The sequence below is a fragment of the Martinezella lusitana genome (assembly GCF_010668395.1).
GTDB lineage: Bacteria > Pseudomonadota > Alphaproteobacteria > Rhizobiales > Rhizobiaceae > Rhizobium > Rhizobium lusitanum_A.
This window is the reverse complement of the sequence record NZ_WUEY01000001.1, coordinates 187533-201723: the sequence shown is the minus strand read 5'-3', so window position 1 is coordinate 201723 and position 14191 is coordinate 187533. Positions and strand designations below refer to the sequence as shown.

General features: G+C 62.5%; 16 protein-coding genes. 8 read left to right on the top strand and 8 right to left on the bottom strand.

What is annotated here, in order from left to right; all coding sequences use genetic code 11:
• Positions 1-153 precede the first annotated feature (153 nt).
• Complete coding sequence (locus GR212_RS00995; protein WP_163984597.1) at positions 154-852, bottom strand: L,D-transpeptidase; 699 nt, start codon at positions 850-852, stop codon at positions 154-156.
• A 220-nt stretch (positions 853-1072) separates the two neighbouring features.
• Complete coding sequence (locus GR212_RS00990) at positions 1073-1855, bottom strand: L,D-transpeptidase (RefSeq protein WP_163984596.1); 783 nt, start codon at positions 1853-1855, stop codon at positions 1073-1075.
• Between the two features lie 302 nt (positions 1856-2157).
• On the opposite strand from GR212_RS00990, the gene GR212_RS00985 reads away from it, so the two are divergent.
• Complete coding sequence (locus tag GR212_RS00985; RefSeq protein WP_163984595.1) at positions 2158-2787, top strand: DNA-3-methyladenine glycosylase I; 630 nt, start codon at positions 2158-2160, stop codon at positions 2785-2787.
• A complete protein-coding gene (locus GR212_RS00980) occupies positions 2784-3311 on the top strand; it encodes a hypothetical protein (protein WP_163984594.1) in 528 nt (175 codons plus the stop codon). Before GR212_RS00985 ends, GR212_RS00980 begins: the two co-directional genes overlap by 4 nt.
• 3 nt (positions 3312-3314) lie before the next feature.
• Here GR212_RS00980 and GR212_RS00975 read toward each other — a convergent pair whose 3' ends face one another.
• Positions 3315-4019: an HAD family hydrolase gene (locus GR212_RS00975; protein ID WP_163984593.1), complete on the bottom strand. Its 705-nt coding sequence runs from the start codon at positions 4017-4019 to the stop codon at positions 3315-3317.
• 306 nt (positions 4020-4325) lie between these two features.
• On the opposite strand from GR212_RS00975, the gene GR212_RS00970 reads away from it, so the two are divergent.
• Complete coding sequence (locus GR212_RS00970; RefSeq protein ID WP_163984592.1) at positions 4326-5375, top strand: aldo/keto reductase; 1050 nt, start codon at positions 4326-4328, stop codon at positions 5373-5375.
• Between the two features lie 48 nt (positions 5376-5423).
• Here the strand turns inward: GR212_RS00970 and GR212_RS00965 are convergent, their stop codons facing one another.
• Positions 5424-6449 carry a zinc-dependent alcohol dehydrogenase family protein gene (locus tag GR212_RS00965; protein ID WP_163985147.1) on the bottom strand — a complete coding sequence of 342 codons (1026 nt, stop codon included), beginning with the start codon at positions 6447-6449 and terminating at the stop codon, positions 5424-5426.
• 110 nt (positions 6450-6559) lie between these two features.
• On the opposite strand from GR212_RS00965, the gene GR212_RS00960 reads away from it, so the two are divergent.
• Positions 6560-7462 carry a LysR family transcriptional regulator gene (locus GR212_RS00960; RefSeq protein ID WP_163984591.1) on the top strand — a complete coding sequence of 301 codons (903 nt, stop codon included), beginning with the start codon at positions 6560-6562 and terminating at the stop codon, positions 7460-7462.
• A 164-nt stretch (positions 7463-7626) separates the two neighbouring features.
• Here GR212_RS00960 and copM read toward each other — a convergent pair whose 3' ends face one another.
• From copM to GR212_RS00945, 3 genes are all read right to left on the bottom strand, one after another.
• Positions 7627-7995, bottom strand: coding sequence for a CopM family metallochaperone (gene copM, locus GR212_RS00955; RefSeq protein WP_163984590.1), 369 nt, complete (start codon positions 7993-7995; stop codon positions 7627-7629).
• A gap of 74 nt (positions 7996-8069) precedes the next feature.
• The gene (locus GR212_RS00950) at positions 8070-8447 is read right to left on the bottom strand and encodes a hypothetical protein (RefSeq protein WP_163984589.1); all 378 of its coding nucleotides are present in this window, start codon (positions 8445-8447) and stop codon (positions 8070-8072) included.
• 69 nt (positions 8448-8516) lie between these two features.
• On the bottom strand, positions 8517-9044 hold the full coding sequence (locus GR212_RS00945; RefSeq protein WP_163984588.1) for a 2'-5' RNA ligase family protein: 528 nt from the start codon (positions 9042-9044) through the stop codon (positions 8517-8519).
• Positions 9045-9169: 125 nt separating this feature from the next.
• Here GR212_RS00945 and hisS point away from each other — a divergent pair, with 125 nt between their 5' ends.
• The 3 genes from hisS (at position 9170) to hisG (ending at position 12699) form a co-directional block, all read left to right on the top strand.
• Positions 9170-10693, top strand: a complete 1524-nt coding sequence (gene hisS / locus GR212_RS00940) for a histidine--tRNA ligase (protein ID WP_163984587.1) — start codon at positions 9170-9172, stop codon at positions 10691-10693.
• A 192-nt stretch (positions 10694-10885) separates the two neighbouring features.
• The gene (locus GR212_RS00935) at positions 10886-12007 is read left to right on the top strand and encodes an ATP phosphoribosyltransferase regulatory subunit (RefSeq protein WP_163984586.1); all 1122 of its coding nucleotides are present in this window, start codon (positions 10886-10888) and stop codon (positions 12005-12007) included.
• Entirely contained in the window at positions 12004-12699 is a 696-nt protein-coding gene (gene hisG, locus GR212_RS00930) for an ATP phosphoribosyltransferase (protein ID WP_163984585.1), read from the top strand. Before GR212_RS00935 ends, hisG begins: the two co-directional genes overlap by 4 nt.
• Before the next feature lie 77 nt (positions 12700-12776).
• Here hisG and GR212_RS00925 read toward each other — a convergent pair whose 3' ends face one another.
• Complete coding sequence (locus GR212_RS00925) at positions 12777-13220, bottom strand: DoxX family protein (RefSeq protein ID WP_163984584.1); 444 nt, start codon at positions 13218-13220, stop codon at positions 12777-12779.
• 214 nt (positions 13221-13434) lie between these two features.
• Here GR212_RS00925 and GR212_RS00920 point away from each other — a divergent pair, with 214 nt between their 5' ends.
• Positions 13435-14142, top strand: a complete 708-nt coding sequence (locus GR212_RS00920) for a glutathione S-transferase C-terminal domain-containing protein (protein ID WP_163984583.1) — start codon at positions 13435-13437, stop codon at positions 14140-14142.
• The last annotated feature ends 49 nt before the right edge of the window (positions 14143-14191 follow it).

Sequence of the window (14191 nt, the reverse complement as noted above, 5' to 3'; positions counted from 1 at the left end):
CGCAACAGTGTATTCTCCGCGTGCGGGGTATGGGGAGAGACGCATCGCCGTCCGTCCGGACGCCCGAACCCGCATGGCTGATGCCATGCCGAAGTTCGGCGCGCCCCTCGATGCATGCGGACCGATGCGGGAACGAGGCGATAATTGCCTCGCTCAGCTGCCGAACATCGTTCTCAATATGTCGATGCCGCGATCCTGGAAGCTGACTTCGCCCTGCTTGTTGCCGGGGCCAACGACGATCACCTTGGTGCCGACGGGGACCCGCTCGTAAAGATCGATCACATCCTTGTTCATCATGCGGATGCAGCCGGAAGACATGTTCAGGCCAATGCTCCACGGCTGGTTGGTGCCATGGATGCGGAAGGCGGTGTCGTTGCCGTTGCGATAGAGATACATGGCGCGCGCGCCGAGCGGATTGTCCTCGCCGCCTTCCTGGAAGGCCGGCAGCTTGTGGCCCTTCTTGGCTTCGCGCACCCGCATTTCCGGCGGCGGCGTCCAGCCCGGCCATTCCGCCTTGCGGCCGACCTTGACGACGCCCGACCAGCCGAAGCCGTCGCGGCCGACGCCGATGCCATAGCGTCTTGCGCGGTTGTTGCCTTCGACGAGATAGAGATACTTGTTGTTGGTATCGACAATGACCGTCCCCGGCGCCTCGCTTGTCGCCAGCCGCACCATGCGGCGCTGGAACTGCGGCTTGACCTGCCCCTGCGGCTCCATCGCGACCCGGATCACGTCGCCGCGTGTGGCCGGTGCCGTATAGGGTGCGGAGGCGGTGAAGGCTGCTGCATTCGACGCTGCAAGTAGACACGCCGCAACGACGCCTGTCGCCACGACCGATAATGCTGCTTTCATATGGCATTCCCCTCGTTGAATTCAGTAGGAAACTACCGGAACCGACGAGGGGATCAAGATCAAAATGCCCGATACGAAGAATGGTCGGGTGGAGTATTCATCTCTTCTATCGCTGTTTTGGCTATAGTCCGGACTATAGTGAGGAGCATTCCGGCGCGGCGAACTCGATGGCCTTTCGGCCGGCAATGAGATCGCCGTGCCATTTGCACGGCGGCTCGGATCACATCACGATGACGCGGGTGCCGACCTTTACGCGATTGTAGAGGTCGGTGACATCCTCGTTGCGCAGGCGGATGCAGCCGGAGGAGACGGCGTTGCCGATCGTCCAGGGCGCGTTGGTGCCGTGGATGCGATAGAGCGTGGAGCCGAGATACATGGCGCGGGCGCCGAGCGGATTGGCTTCGCCGCCTTCCATGTGAGCCGGGAGATAGTGACCCTTGGCGGCTTCGCGGGAGACCATTTCGGCAGGTGGCGTCCAGTCCGGCCATTCCTGCTTGCGGGTCACGGTATGGGCACCGGCCCATTCGAAACCGGGCTTGCCGACGCCGACGCCATAGCGCCGCGCCTTGCCGCCGTCCATCACCAGATAGAGGAAGCGGTTGTTGGTATCGATGACGATGGTGCCGGGCTTTTCCTTGGTCTGGTAGTCGACCACCTGAGGCAGGAACTGCGGATCGAGCTGGCCGCGGATGGCCGGATATTGCGGACGGACGACGGCGACCTGCTGAACGATCGGGCGCGAAAACAGGCCGCGCGGCTGAACCACCTGGCGCACTTGCGGATTGGCCTGCTGTTCCATTCTGGGATCGGCCACGCGCCGCGCCATCGGGCGGGGGTAGACGACCGGCTGTACGCTGCCGCCGCCAAGCTGCGTCACCCAGGGAGCGGTCAAGTCGGGGCTGACGATGACGGGCGGCCGCGACTGATAGCGGTCGTTGGCAAAGGCGGTGGAGGCAAGCAGGCTCAGAGCGCCGGCGGCACATAAAATGGCATGTTTCATCATCGGACAAACTCTCTACACATGGGCCGAGGATGGGTGCGACAGCACCCGGTCGAAACCATGGTGCCACTTGCACGCGAGCGAATGGTAAACATCTATTCATCAAAATGCCGCGAAGCCGATAAAGCTTTGTCAGGGTTACCGCCTGGTTTGGAAAGATGGTTTGCAAGTGGTAAATCTGGAATCGGAATGCGCGATCGCCCAAATGCGCCTATGATTTTAAGCGTTTGATTGATCTGGTTTTATCCGATATCTGCATACCGGTTTCCGGTAGCGCACGCTGAAATAGGGGACGAATCGCAAAAATGGCCGAAACGGGCATCATCACCGGGGAAGACGGCAGGGACCGTTGCTTCTGGCACGGCAACCTGCCGGAATACCAGCGCTACCACGACGAGGAATGGGGCCGTCCGGTCGTCGAAGACATCAGGCTCTTCGAGAAGATCTGCCTCGAGGGCTTTCAGTCGGGCCTCTCCTGGCTGACCATCCTGCGCAAGCGCGAGAATTTCCGCGCCGCCTTTGCCGGCTTCGATTTCGAGAAGGTCGCCAGGTTCGATGATGCCGATATCGAGCGCTGCGTCGGCGACGCCGGCATCATCCGCCATCGCGGCAAGATCGTCTCGACCATCAACAATGCCCGGAGGGCTATCGCGCTGCGTGACGAATTCGGATCGCTTGCCCGCTATTTCTGGGGCTATGAGCCGGCTGCTGCCGAACGGCCCGAGATCCTCGACCTTGCGCATCTGCGCGCCAACCCGACGACACCCGTCTCCGTGCGGATCTCGAAGGATTTGAAGAAGCGCGGCTGGACGTTCGTCGGCCCGACCACCGTCTATGCATTCATGCAGGCCATGGGCCTTGTCAACGATCACATCGAAGGCTGCTATTGCCGGAAAGAGGTGGAGGCGATGCGCTGCGCATTGGTGCGGCCATGAGAGCCGCGCTTCTCGGCCTTTCATTGGCGACGCTCGTACTGTTCGGTACCGCGGCCGCCCAGGCTCAAAGCGACACCCAGCAACAGCAGCTGCCGCAGCTCGATCGCGGCGAGAAAATCGAGAAGATCGGCTTTCCGGCCGTTCTCGAGAAGCTGACGGGCTGGACGAAGTTCGGCAAGGGCAAGGTCTATACGCTGCCGCTCAAGAAGGGCCAGCATGTGCGGGTCACCTTCAGCTCCAAAAGCAAATATGCCTATATGGCGATCTTCGATCTTTCCTCGAACGATGACGAATCCTTCTTCGGCACGGATGAGGATGGCAATACGGCCGATGTCACCGTCAACGAGGATACGACCTGGCTGATCAAGCCGTATTATTCGCGCGTCACCCGTCGCCGCGGTCTCGGCGCCCCTTACGAGATCCTTATCGACCCCAATCCGCCGGCCGCGCAACAGGCGCCTGCCGACCAGCAGAAGGACCAGGGGCCGATGCTCTTCCCGCCGCGTTCGAAGCAGGGGCAATAGGGCCTACGACAGCGCCTCGATCACGCTGTACAGCTCGCCGAGATGGCCGATCTTGCGGAAACGCGGCGCTTCGGTCGGCTCCTCGACATGTTCGAACGACCAGGTCAACTCGTGCGGCACGAAGACGCCGTAGCTTCCGGCCGCGAGCGCCGGCACGATGTCCGATTTCAGCGAATTGCCGATCATCATCGCCCGTTCCGGCCCATCTCCCACCTTGGAGAAGATGCGGCGATAGGTGGAGGCGTTCTTGTCCGAGACGATTTCGACCGCATCGAAAAGGTCGCCGAGCCCGGATTGGGCAAGCTTGCGCTCCTGGTCGAAGAGATCGCCCTTGGTAATCAGCACCAGCAGGTATTTGCCCGAGAGCGCCTCCAGCGTCTGGCGGACGTGCGGCAGGGTTTCGACGGGATGGGCGAGAAGATCGCGGCCTATATCGAGAATCTGCGCGATGACGTTGGCAGGCACGTTTCCTTCGGTGATCTCGATGGCCGTCTCGATCATCGAGAGAGTGAAGCCTTTGATGCCGAAGCCATAGTGGCGCAGGTTGCGTTTCTCCGCCTCCAGCAGCCGCGCGGTAATGACGTCGCTGGCGGCGTGATCGGTGAGAAGGGCGGTAAACTGCAGTTCCGTCAGCCGGTAGAATTGCTCGTTCTGCCATAGCGTGTCGTCGGCGTCGAAGCCGATCGTGGTCAGGGGGCGTTGCGTCATCGGTATGTCCGTTCTGCGCATGACATAAAGCCCCGAGTCTATCCTGCAACGAAGCGGAAGCAAGAGCAGGCACCGGTAACCGCATCGTGATCGATCATGGGTCTCGCGTTGAAATCGGATTTCGGTGCATTATGTCGTTGTTGTCTCGATCGACGCGGAGCCAGAGCCGCGTCTCGACGACTGTCTTATGACCTCTCCGCGGTGGCGCCGACAGCGGCTGCCGTGCCGAGGCCAAATTATAGCCAAGAGAATAAGAGTCCACCGGCCGGAAGCATTCTTCCGGCTGACCAAAAGGGAATTTTTCCTATGCGTTACAATCAACTCGGCAATACCGGCCTGTTCGTTTCCGAACTCTGCCTGGGCACGATGACCTTCGGCGAAGCCAATCCCGGCAGCCCATGGGGGGCCATCGCCGACGTCGACCAGGCTATGGCCGACAAGATCGTCGAAAGCTCGCTTGCCGCCGGCGTCAACTTCATCGACACCGCCGACGTCTATTCCTTCGGCAACTCCGAAAAGCTGCTCGGCCAGGCCCTGAAGAACCTCGGCGTTCCCCGCAAGGATGTCGTCATCGCCACCAAGGTCTATGGCGTCATGGGCGACAAGCCGAACGACCGCGGCGCGTCTCGCGGCCATATCATGGACTCCGTGCAGGCCAGCCTCGACCGCCTGCAGACCGATCATATCGACCTTTATCAGATCCATGCCACGGACACCGTAACGCCCATCGAAGAGACGCTGCGGGCCATGGACGATCTCGTTTCGCGCGGTCTGGTGCGCTATGTCGGCGTTTCAAACTGGCAGGCCTGGCGCATCGCCAAGGCGCTGGGCATTTCCGAACGCCGCGGCTTTGCCCGCTTCGAAACGGTGCAGGCCTATTACTCCATCGCCGGCCGCGATCTGGAACGCGATATCGTGCCGCTGATGGCGGAGGAAAAGCTCGGCCTCATGGTCTGGTCGCCGCTCGCCGGCGGCCTGCTGTCCGGCAAGTACGGTCCGGGCGCTCCCGGTAATGGCGAGGGTCGTCGCGCGAGCTTCGATTTCCCGCCCGTCGACAAGGACCGTGCCTGGGCCTGCGTCGCGGCCATGCGCGAAGTGGCGGAAAAGCACGGCTCCAACGTCGCCACCGTGGCGCTTGCCTGGATCCTGGCGAAGCCCTTCGTCACCAGCATCATCATCGGCGCCAAGCGTCTCGACCAGCTCGATCAGAATCTCGCCGCCGTCAGGCTGAAGCTCGATGGCGACGACATCGCGAAGCTGGATCAGGTCAGCGCGCTTCCGGCCGAATATCCCGGCTGGATGCTGGCCCGCCAGGGCGCCCAGCGCGTGCCGCAGCCGTTCGAGCCGAAGGCCTGATGTCATGCAGAGGCCGGGCCGCCGCTCGTCGTGGCGGCCCGGCTGCTATCACAGCTCGATGACGATCTTGCCGAAGGGGCCGCGATCGAGATGGTCGAAGGCTGCCGGAACCTCGTCGAGCGCATAGCGGTGGTCGATGACGGGCTTCAGGCCGATGTTGTCGACCGCGTGTACGAAATCTTCCAGCGCGCGGCGATGGCTGACGCCGATGCCCTGCACGACCGGCGATTTCAGCAGCAGCGGCGCCGACGGGCCGGTGATGTCGAAGCCCTCGAGGACACCGATGACGGAAATCCGGCCATGAGGCGCCACCGCCTTCAGCGATTGGGCGAAGTTCGGCCCGCCGGCAATTTCGAAAATGTGATCGATGCCGCGATCGTTGGTAAGGCGATAGACCTCCTCCACCCAGTCGCTTTTGTTGCGGTCGATGCCGTGATGGGCACCGAGCGCCTTGGCCCGCACGAGCTTTTCCGGTCCCGATGAGGTTACGAAGACCTCGGCTCCCTGCGCGGCGGCGATCTGCAGGCCGAACAGCGCCACGCCGCCGGTTCCCTGCACCAATACGCTGTCACCGGGCTTGACCTTGCCACGCTCGACCAGCGCGAACCATGCCGTCAGGCCGGCACAGGGCAGCGTGCTTGCCTCGGCATAATCGAGGCTCTTCGGCGCCGGCACGAACCAATCCTGCGGCATGGCGATATATTCGGAGAGCACGCCCGGATAGACCCCGCCGAGCGTCTTGTAGGGAGGGTTTCGAGCGTCGCCGAGCGGCTTGCCGTCGATCCAGCCGGGATGGAAAGTGGAAATGACCCGATCGCCGACCGAAAATCTGGTGACGTCGTCTCCCACCGCTTCGACCACGCCTGCCATGTCGGAGGCCGGAACGAAGGGAAACTGGATCGGCAGCCCCATGCCGGTCTCGCGAACGAGCTTGTCGCGATAATTTAGCGAGGCGGCCTTGACCCGCACGAGGACTTCGCCGCGCGCAGGCGTGGGAACCGCCGTTTCCGTAAGGTTCAAGGGAGCGCCGACGGCGATCGTATCGAGGGTCCAGCGCTTCATGGTCTGCGTCATCATGATCTCCTGAGAGGAATAGGAAGCAATGGGCCTACTATATCGTTGCCTCCGCATCGCCAGTGGCGATATTATTTCCGCTAACTGGTTCCCCGAAGGAAGCAATCGTCATGAATGACATGTTCAGCGGCATTCCGGAATTTGTAGAGGCGGTCGAGGCCGGCGGCTTTTCGTCGGCGGCGGCACGCCTGAACCTGTCGCGCTCGGCGATCGGCAAGACCATCGCGAAGCTGGAGAGGCGTCTGAACGTGCGCCTGTTTCACCGCACCACCCGCATGCAGAGCCTGACGGACGAAGGTCAGGCCTTCTACGAGCGCTGCCGCCGGGCGCTGGACGAGATACAATCGGGCGAGGCCATGCTGGAATCGGGCAAACGCGAGGTTACGGGACGCCTGCGCATCTCCATGCCCGTGCTCTTCGGCCGGCGCTGCGCGGCGCCGCTGCTGCTGGAGCTTGCCCGCATGCACCCCAAGCTCGAACTGGATCTCTCCTTCAGCGATCGCGTGGTCGATCTTTTCGACGAAGGTTTCGATCTTGCCATCCGCAACGGCGTGCTGCGCGACGAAGCCGGCCTCGCCGCGCGCAAGATCGCCGTCCATCGCATGATGCTGTGCGCATCGCCGGATTATCTTGCCGCGAGAGGTGCGCCGCGAACCATTGCCGATCTCGATGGTCACGACCTGATCGTCTATGCGAGATCGGGCGAGACGAAGAGATGGGCTCTGCTGGAGAATGACGGCACGGCCGTCGACTATTTTCCGGAAACGCGGCTGCGCCTTGACGATCTGGAGGTCATCGCGGACGCGGCGGCATCGGGAATGGGAATTGCGTGGCTGCCCTGCTGGCTGGTGCGCGACTACGTGGCCGCCGGCACGCTCGCGCCGGCGCTGAAGACTGTTTCCAGCCGCGAGGTCAACGTCTATGCCGTCTGGCCGCAGACGCCGCAGCTTTCATTGAAGATGCGCGCAGTGATCGACCTGCTGGCCGCGCGCCTGCCCGAGGTCATGGATTGAGCGTATGACAATTGGGGCCGTCCCGGATGCGGGCGCCTCGGCGAATACGCGGCTCTGCCTTGCCAATACAGCGCCGTTTCAGACCGGCAGGACAGGCTCTTCTCTCGGCCGTTTCCGGGCGGTGAGAGAGGCGACGCAGACGCCGCCTCTCGTCTTTCGATGAATTACTTGCCGTGCTTCTTCAGCCAGGCTTTCATCTCCTTGATCTCGGCTTCCTGCGCGGTGATGACGCCTTGGGCCAGTTTGCGCAGTTCGGGGTCCTTGCCGTATTTCAGCTCGATCTTGGCCATGTCGATCGCGCCTTGATGGTGCGGGATCATGCCGCGGACGAAATCGGCGTCGGCGTCGCCGCTGTAGGTGAGCATCATGTCCTTGTGCATCTTGCTCATGGCATCGTTGTAAGCCTTGCTGGAAGCGCCCTGGTCGCCCATCGGCTTGCTCATATCCATGCCCGACATGTCGTCGGCCAAGGCAGGAAGGGTGAGGGTGAGGGCAAATAGGCCGGCGAGGATCAGCGATTTAGAAGTAGACATGGGTGTCCTTTCCGTTTCCGGACGGTATCTGAATCCGAGCGGGAGGCCGCTCGCTGGATGGATGCAAATAATCCTCAGGCGAAACGGGGAGGGGGTGCCATCGGCTGCGGACGCGAGCCGGCAAGACGCTGCCCCTGCATGGGCGCCGGATAGGAGAATGTTTGCTTGCCGCTTGCGGCCGCAAGTGCCGGCGTCAAGGCGAGGCAGGCAGCACAGGAGGCCACATGCGCCATCCCGCCAGTACAGGGGTTTTCCGGCTTCTTCCCCTGATGTTCGGCCATATCGCCATGGCCAGCCATTCCGGGCATATCCGCCATGCCTTGATGCATGTTCATGCTCGCAGTCGCAGGCATCGCCGCGGCGGAATCGCAGACAGGACAATTCGCCAGCGCCGGCATGGCACCGTAGAGCAACCAGGCAACCAGCATTGTCAGGATCGCAAGCAAGCGCATGAACAGAAACCTAGCCGTGTAGCCCGCGAAGGCAAGTGCAAACTGCGTCGTCTGGACACTGGCGGCCGATCAGGGCAGCAGTTTGACTTCTTGCAAGATTTCAACCGGAGGAAAGCTCAGACAATCCACCGCGTCGAAGACGAGCGCAAATCGCGCCGGCGTTCCCGCCGCCCATTTCAACGCCTCCTCCGTGGCGCCGGCGGGAATTTTCATTGCAATGGTGCAATGCGGCTGCCAGCGATCCGGACGGGAATGCTCGTGGCAAAGGGCAGGGTCGATCTCATCGTGAATGGCGCTGTGTATCCGCCTCAAGACGCGATCGTCCGCGGGACGTGCCCAAAGCACCAGCATCTCGTTTGGAAAATGGCCGATACCGGAAAATTCAATCGACAGGGGCGGCATCTTGTCGAAGACGTTGCGTGCCGCGGCGAACAGTGAGGGCAAGGCGATGTCCTGATAGACGGCCAGCGTCAGATGCGGCGGATAGTTCAGGGCTTGCATCGACGGAGAGGTTTCGAACCTGCTGGCCTCCTGCCAGAGATTCAAAACCGGAGCGGCGCTGTCATCAGTGCATTTCAAAACGATCGCATATGGCATGGTCTCTATGCCGCCTTCGCTGGTTTTTGTCGGTTTTGTCGGTCGCTAACATATAACAATCCTTGCCGCATTCCGCCCAATCCGCTAGTTAACCGCCACTGTTCCCGTACCGGATTACCCTACAGATGAGCGACAAACAAAAGAAACCGCAGAAGCTCAAGGCCCGCCTGCCGCGTGGCTTTGTCGATCGTTCGGCCAGCGATATTCGCGCCGTCAACGAGATGACCGCAAAGATCCGTAGGGTATACGAGCATTATGGTTTCGATCCCGTCGAAACGCCGCTGTTCGAATATACCGATGCGCTCGGCAAGTTCCTGCCCGACAGCGACCGGCCGAACGAAGGCGTGTTCTCGCTTCAGGACGACGACGAGCAGTGGATGTCGCTGCGCTACGATCTGACGGCGCCGCTGGCCCGCCATGTCGCCGAGAATTTCAACGAGATCCAGCTTCCCTACCGCACCTATCGCGCCGGCTACGTCTTCCGCAACGAGAAGCCGGGCCCGGGCCGCTTCCGCCAGTTCATGCAGTTCGATGCCGATACCGTCGGTGCGCCGGGCGTGCAGGCCGATGCCGAGATGTGCATGATGATGGCCGATACGCTGGAAGCCCTCGGCATCAAGCGCGGCGACTATGTGATCCGCGTCAACAACCGCAAGGTTCTCGACGGCGTTCTGGAAGCGATCGGCCTCGGCGGCGATGACAAGGCCGCCCAGCGCCTCAACGTGCTGCGCGCCATCGACAAGCTCGACAAGTTCGGCCCGGAAGGGGTGGCGCTGCTGCTCGGCCCCGGCCGCAAGGACGAATCCGGCGATTTCACCAAGGGCGCCGGCCTCGATGCCGATCAGATCGACAAGGTGCTCTTCTTCGTCGGCATCAAGGACTACGCCGAAAATGCCGTCCGGCTCGCCGAGCTGGTTGCCGGCACGTCCAAGGGCGTCGAGGGCGTCGACGAGCTGAATTTCATCGGTAGCCTCGTCACCAGCGCCGGCTACCAGGCGGATCGCATCAAGATCGATCCGTCGGTCGTGCGTGGCCTCGAATATTACACCGGCCCCGTCTATGAGGCCGAACTGCTGTTCGACGTCACCAACGAGAAGGGCGAAAAGGTCGTCTTCGGCTCGGTCGGCGGCGGCGGTCGTTACGACGGGCTCGTCTCGCGCTTCATGGGCCAGCCTGTGCCGGCCACCGGCTTCTCCATCGGCGTCTCGCGCCTGATGACGGCGCTGAAGAACCTCGGCAAGCTTGGCGTGGAAGAGGTGATCGAGCCGGTCCTCGTCACCGTCATGGACGGCGATGTCGACGCCATGGGGCGCTACCAGCGCTTCACGCAGCAGCTGCGCGCTGCCGGCATCCGTGCGGAAATGTTCCAGGGCAACTGGAAGAAGTTCGGCAACCAGCTGAAATATGCCGATCGTCGCGGCTGCCCGATCGCCATCATCCAGGGTGGCGACGAGCGCGCCCAGGGTGTCGTCCAGCTCAAGGACCTGATCGAGGGCAAGCGCCTCTCCGGCGAGATCGAGGACAATGCCAGCTGGCGCGAGGCCCGCGTCGCGCAGGATGTCGTGCCGGAGGCAGAATTGGTCGCCAAGGTATTGGAAATACTGGCGGCACAGGCGGAAGACCGGAAGAGGGCGCTCGGGAATGTCTGAGTGCGTGGCTTTGCCCCTCACCCTAGCCCACTCCCCGCTGGCGGGGAGAGGGAACGACCTTTTTCGCAGTAGCCCATCGATTCTCGCAAAGGTTCGGGATGACGGAAAGCGCGCCCATCCCCTTCTCTCCGTCCAAACGGGGAGAAGGTGGCCGACAGGCCGGATGAGGGACTTTGGTAGAGGTCTGATCCCATGCCCCTGATCAACCTCCCGGATTTTGCCGGCGATCTGTTGGACGAGTTTATCGGCCGCCGGACGGAGAGGGTGGATACGCCCATCATCCAGCCGGCCGAGCCGTTTCTCGACATGGCCGGCGAGGATCTTCGCCGCCGCATCTTCATGACCGAAAGCGAGACCGGCGCCAGCCTCTGCCTGCGCCCGGAATTCACCATCCCCGTCTGCCTGCGCCATATCGAAACCGCCACCGGCACGCCGAAGCGCTATTCCTATCTCGGCGAGATCTTTCGCCAGCGCCGCGAAGGCGGCCATGAGTTCTATCAGGCCGGCATCGAGGATCTGGGCGACGGCGATACGGCAAGCGCCGACGCCCGCGCCATCGGCGACGCCATCGGCATCCTGAACCGGCTCGTCCCGGGAAAACCGCTTTCCGTGACGCTGGGCGATCAGGCCGTGTTCGAAGCCGTCGTCCAGGCACTGGGGCTGCCGTCCGGCTGGCAGAAGCGGCTGATCCACGCCTTCGGCAACATGATGCAGCTCGAAACCCTTCTGGCGCGTCTGGCAAGCCCGCAGCCGGTCACCGGCCTCGATGCGCATGTTCTTGATTTTCTCAACCGCGGCGACGAGCAGGGGCTGGTCAAGCACATCGACGCCACCATGCAGGCAACCGGCTATTCCACCAATGCCAGCCGCTCGCCGCAGGAAATCGCCCGGCGCCTCCGCGAGAAGCTGGTCCTGTCGGAAACGCGGCTCGATGACGCCGCCTTCCTCGTGTTGGAGGAGTTTCTGTCCCTGAGCGTGCCCTTGGCGGACGCCTCTGCCACACTGGCAGGCTTTGCCGATGCCGCGGGCCTGAAGCTGGGCAGCGCCCTGGAAAGCTTCGATGCGCGGGTCGCGGCATTGGCCAATGCCGGCGTCGATGCCTCCAAGATCGACTATCGCGCCGCCTTCGGCCGCCCGCTCGACTATTATACCGGCCTCGTCTTCGAGGTGACGGTGGAAGGATCGAGCGCGGTGCTGGCCGGCGGCGGCCGCTTCGACCGGCTGATGACCCTGCTCGGCGCCAGGGACCGTATTCCTGCCGTCGGCTTCGCGCTCTGGCTCGATCGCATCGAAACCGCGAGGGCTGCCCGATGACCATCACCATAGCGCTGCCCTCCAAGGGCCGGATGAAGGATGATTGCGCGGCCGTCTTCGAGCGGGCCGGCATGCCCATCGTCGCCGTCGGCAATGACCGCTCCTATCGCGGCCGCGTCGAAGGCTGGGATGGCGTCGAGATTGCTTTCCTGTCGGCCTCGGAAATCTCGCGCGAGATCGGCAATGGCAGCGTCGATTTCGGCATTACCGGCGAAGACCTCGTGCGCGAGGGCATGGCGGAGGCCGACCGCCGCGTCGAATTCTGCGCAAGGCTCGGCTTCGGCCATGCCGATGTCGTCGTCGCGGTGCCGGAGATCTGGCTCGATGTCGATACCATGGCCGACCTCGGCGACGTCGCCGCCGATTTTCGCACCCGTCATGGCCACAGGCTGACCGTCGCCACGAAATACTGGCGGCTGACGCAGCAGTTCTTCTCCAGCCAGCACGGCATCCAGCTCTATCGCATCGTCGAAAGCCTCGGCGCCACCGAAGGGGCGCCGGCTGCGGGCTCCGCCGATATCATCGTCGACATCACCTCCACCGGCTCGACCCTGCGGGCGAACCATCTGAAGATCCTGTCGGATGGCATCATCCTGCGCTCGGAAGCTTGCCTGGTGCGCGCCCGCAAGCAGAGCCACGACGGCGATCCGATAGTCCAGCGCATCGTTTCGGCCGTGCGCAACGCGCTCTGATTTCTCGGTTCCGTTATTCACGCAAAAAGGCCCGCCGGGATATCGGCGGGCCTTTTGCCTTCGGGGGTATCCGTCGATCAGGCGGCTGCGTAAGCGCCGCGGCGTGCGTCGACCGAGTAGACGCCTGCGCCGTTGATGGCGAGCATGATGTAGGCGCCGGCAAGCGTGATGTTCTTCAGGAAGTTGACGAAGTTCAGGCCGTTGATCCAGCCGTTGGCCGCAGCCGGGAAGTCCGGAACGTTGACGGTCGGCAGGTGGAAGACGACGCCGGTGAAGACGCAGAATGCGGCAAGCAGCCAGCCGACGATGCGGACCTGGAAGCCGATCAGCACGCAGACGCCGGTGATGAACTCAAAAGCGCCGGCGGCGTAGGTCAACAGCGTCGAGGCGGGCAGGCCGGCGCCGGCGATCATGCCGGCGGTGCTTGCCGGATCGGTCAGCTTGCCGAAGCCGGCGAAGATGAACATGAAGGCGAGCAGGATGCGCGCCACAAGGATGATGACATTATTGGTATTGGACATGACGATCTCCAGTGAATTCGGTTCGGATCGAGTGGCGACAATTTCTGGAGCCAGATATTCGTGATTTTCAGGCAATTGAAAAGATAAACAACTGCGCACAATTAGTTCACAAATATTGAACAGTGGCGCGCTGCGATCGCTCTTCCCATATGGGCCGTATCGGTTATGGTGACGCCAATTCAATCGCCAAATCATAGCCTTCAGGAGCAAGACCATGGCCGATCTGTCGTCCTTTCCGATCACGCAACGCTGGCCCGCCAGCAATCCTGACATCATCCAGCTCTATTCGCTGCCGACGCCGAACGGCGTGAAAGTATCGATCGCGCTGGAAGAACTCGGTCTGCCCTACGAGCCGCACCTGATCTCCTTCGGCACCAACGATCAGAAATCGCCCGAATTCGTTTCGCTCAATCCGAACGGCCGCATCCCGGCGATCATCGATCCCAACGGCCCCGATGGGAAGCCGATCGGCCTGTTCGAATCGGGCGCGATCCTGGTCTATCTCGCGGAGAAGACCGGCAAGCTCATTCCCGGCGATGCAGCCGGGCGTTACGAGACGCTGGAATGGGTCTTTTTCCAGATGGCCGGCGTCGGGCCGATGTTCGGCCAGTTCGGTCATTTCTTCAAATTCGCTGCCGAGAAGGTCGCCAACAACCCCTATCCGGTCGAGCGCTATCGCGACGAAGCCAAGCGCTTGTTGAGCGTGCTCGAAAGCCGCCTGGCGGGGCGTCAGTGGATCATGGGAGACGAGTATACCATTGCCGACATCACGACGTTCCCCTGGGTCCGCGGTGTCGACGTCTTCTATGGCGGCAGGGAGGTTCTCGAACTCGAAAGCTTCCCCTTGGTCATGGCCTGGCTGGACCGTGCTCTGGCGCGCCCGGCAAGCCAGCGCGGTCTCAATATTCCGAAGCGTGATTGAAGGTGCCATGGCGCGATGGCGGCGGCTCGGGCCGCCGTTATCGCGGTTC

What these genes read in the sequence shown, in the direction of transcription:
- GR212_RS00995 (WP_163984597.1), bottom strand. Translation starts at nt 852, where the DNA reads ATGAAAGCAGCATTATCGGTCGTGGCGACAGGCGTCGTTGCGGCGTGT.
- GR212_RS00990 (WP_163984596.1), bottom strand. Translation starts at nt 1,855, where the DNA reads ATGATGAAACATGCCATTTTATGTGCCGCCGGCGCTCTGAGCCTGCTT.
- GR212_RS00985 (WP_163984595.1), top strand. Translation starts at nt 2,158, where the DNA reads ATGGCCGAAACGGGCATCATCACCGGGGAAGACGGCAGGGACCGTTGC.
- GR212_RS00980 (WP_163984594.1), top strand. Translation starts at nt 2,784, where the DNA reads ATGAGAGCCGCGCTTCTCGGCCTTTCATTGGCGACGCTCGTACTGTTC.
- GR212_RS00975 (WP_163984593.1), bottom strand. Translation starts at nt 4,019, where the DNA reads ATGACGCAACGCCCCCTGACCACGATCGGCTTCGACGCCGACGACACG.
- GR212_RS00970 (WP_163984592.1), top strand. Translation starts at nt 4,326, where the DNA reads ATGCGTTACAATCAACTCGGCAATACCGGCCTGTTCGTTTCCGAACTC.
- GR212_RS00965 (WP_163985147.1), bottom strand. Translation starts at nt 6,449, where the DNA reads ATGACGCAGACCATGAAGCGCTGGACCCTCGATACGATCGCCGTCGGC.
- GR212_RS00960 (WP_163984591.1), top strand. Translation starts at nt 6,560, where the DNA reads ATGAATGACATGTTCAGCGGCATTCCGGAATTTGTAGAGGCGGTCGAG.
- copM (WP_163984590.1), bottom strand. Translation starts at nt 7,995, where the DNA reads ATGTCTACTTCTAAATCGCTGATCCTCGCCGGCCTATTTGCCCTCACC.
- GR212_RS00950 (WP_163984589.1), bottom strand. Translation starts at nt 8,447, where the DNA reads ATGCGCTTGCTTGCGATCCTGACAATGCTGGTTGCCTGGTTGCTCTAC.
- GR212_RS00945 (WP_163984588.1), bottom strand. Translation starts at nt 9,044, where the DNA reads ATGCCATATGCGATCGTTTTGAAATGCACTGATGACAGCGCCGCTCCG.
- hisS (WP_163984587.1), top strand. Translation starts at nt 9,170, where the DNA reads ATGAGCGACAAACAAAAGAAACCGCAGAAGCTCAAGGCCCGCCTGCCG.
- GR212_RS00935 (WP_163984586.1), top strand. Translation starts at nt 10,886, where the DNA reads ATGCCCCTGATCAACCTCCCGGATTTTGCCGGCGATCTGTTGGACGAG.
- hisG (WP_163984585.1), top strand. Translation starts at nt 12,004, where the DNA reads ATGACCATCACCATAGCGCTGCCCTCCAAGGGCCGGATGAAGGATGAT.
- GR212_RS00925 (WP_163984584.1), bottom strand. Translation starts at nt 13,220, where the DNA reads ATGTCCAATACCAATAATGTCATCATCCTTGTGGCGCGCATCCTGCTC.
- GR212_RS00920 (WP_163984583.1), top strand. Translation starts at nt 13,435, where the DNA reads ATGGCCGATCTGTCGTCCTTTCCGATCACGCAACGCTGGCCCGCCAGC.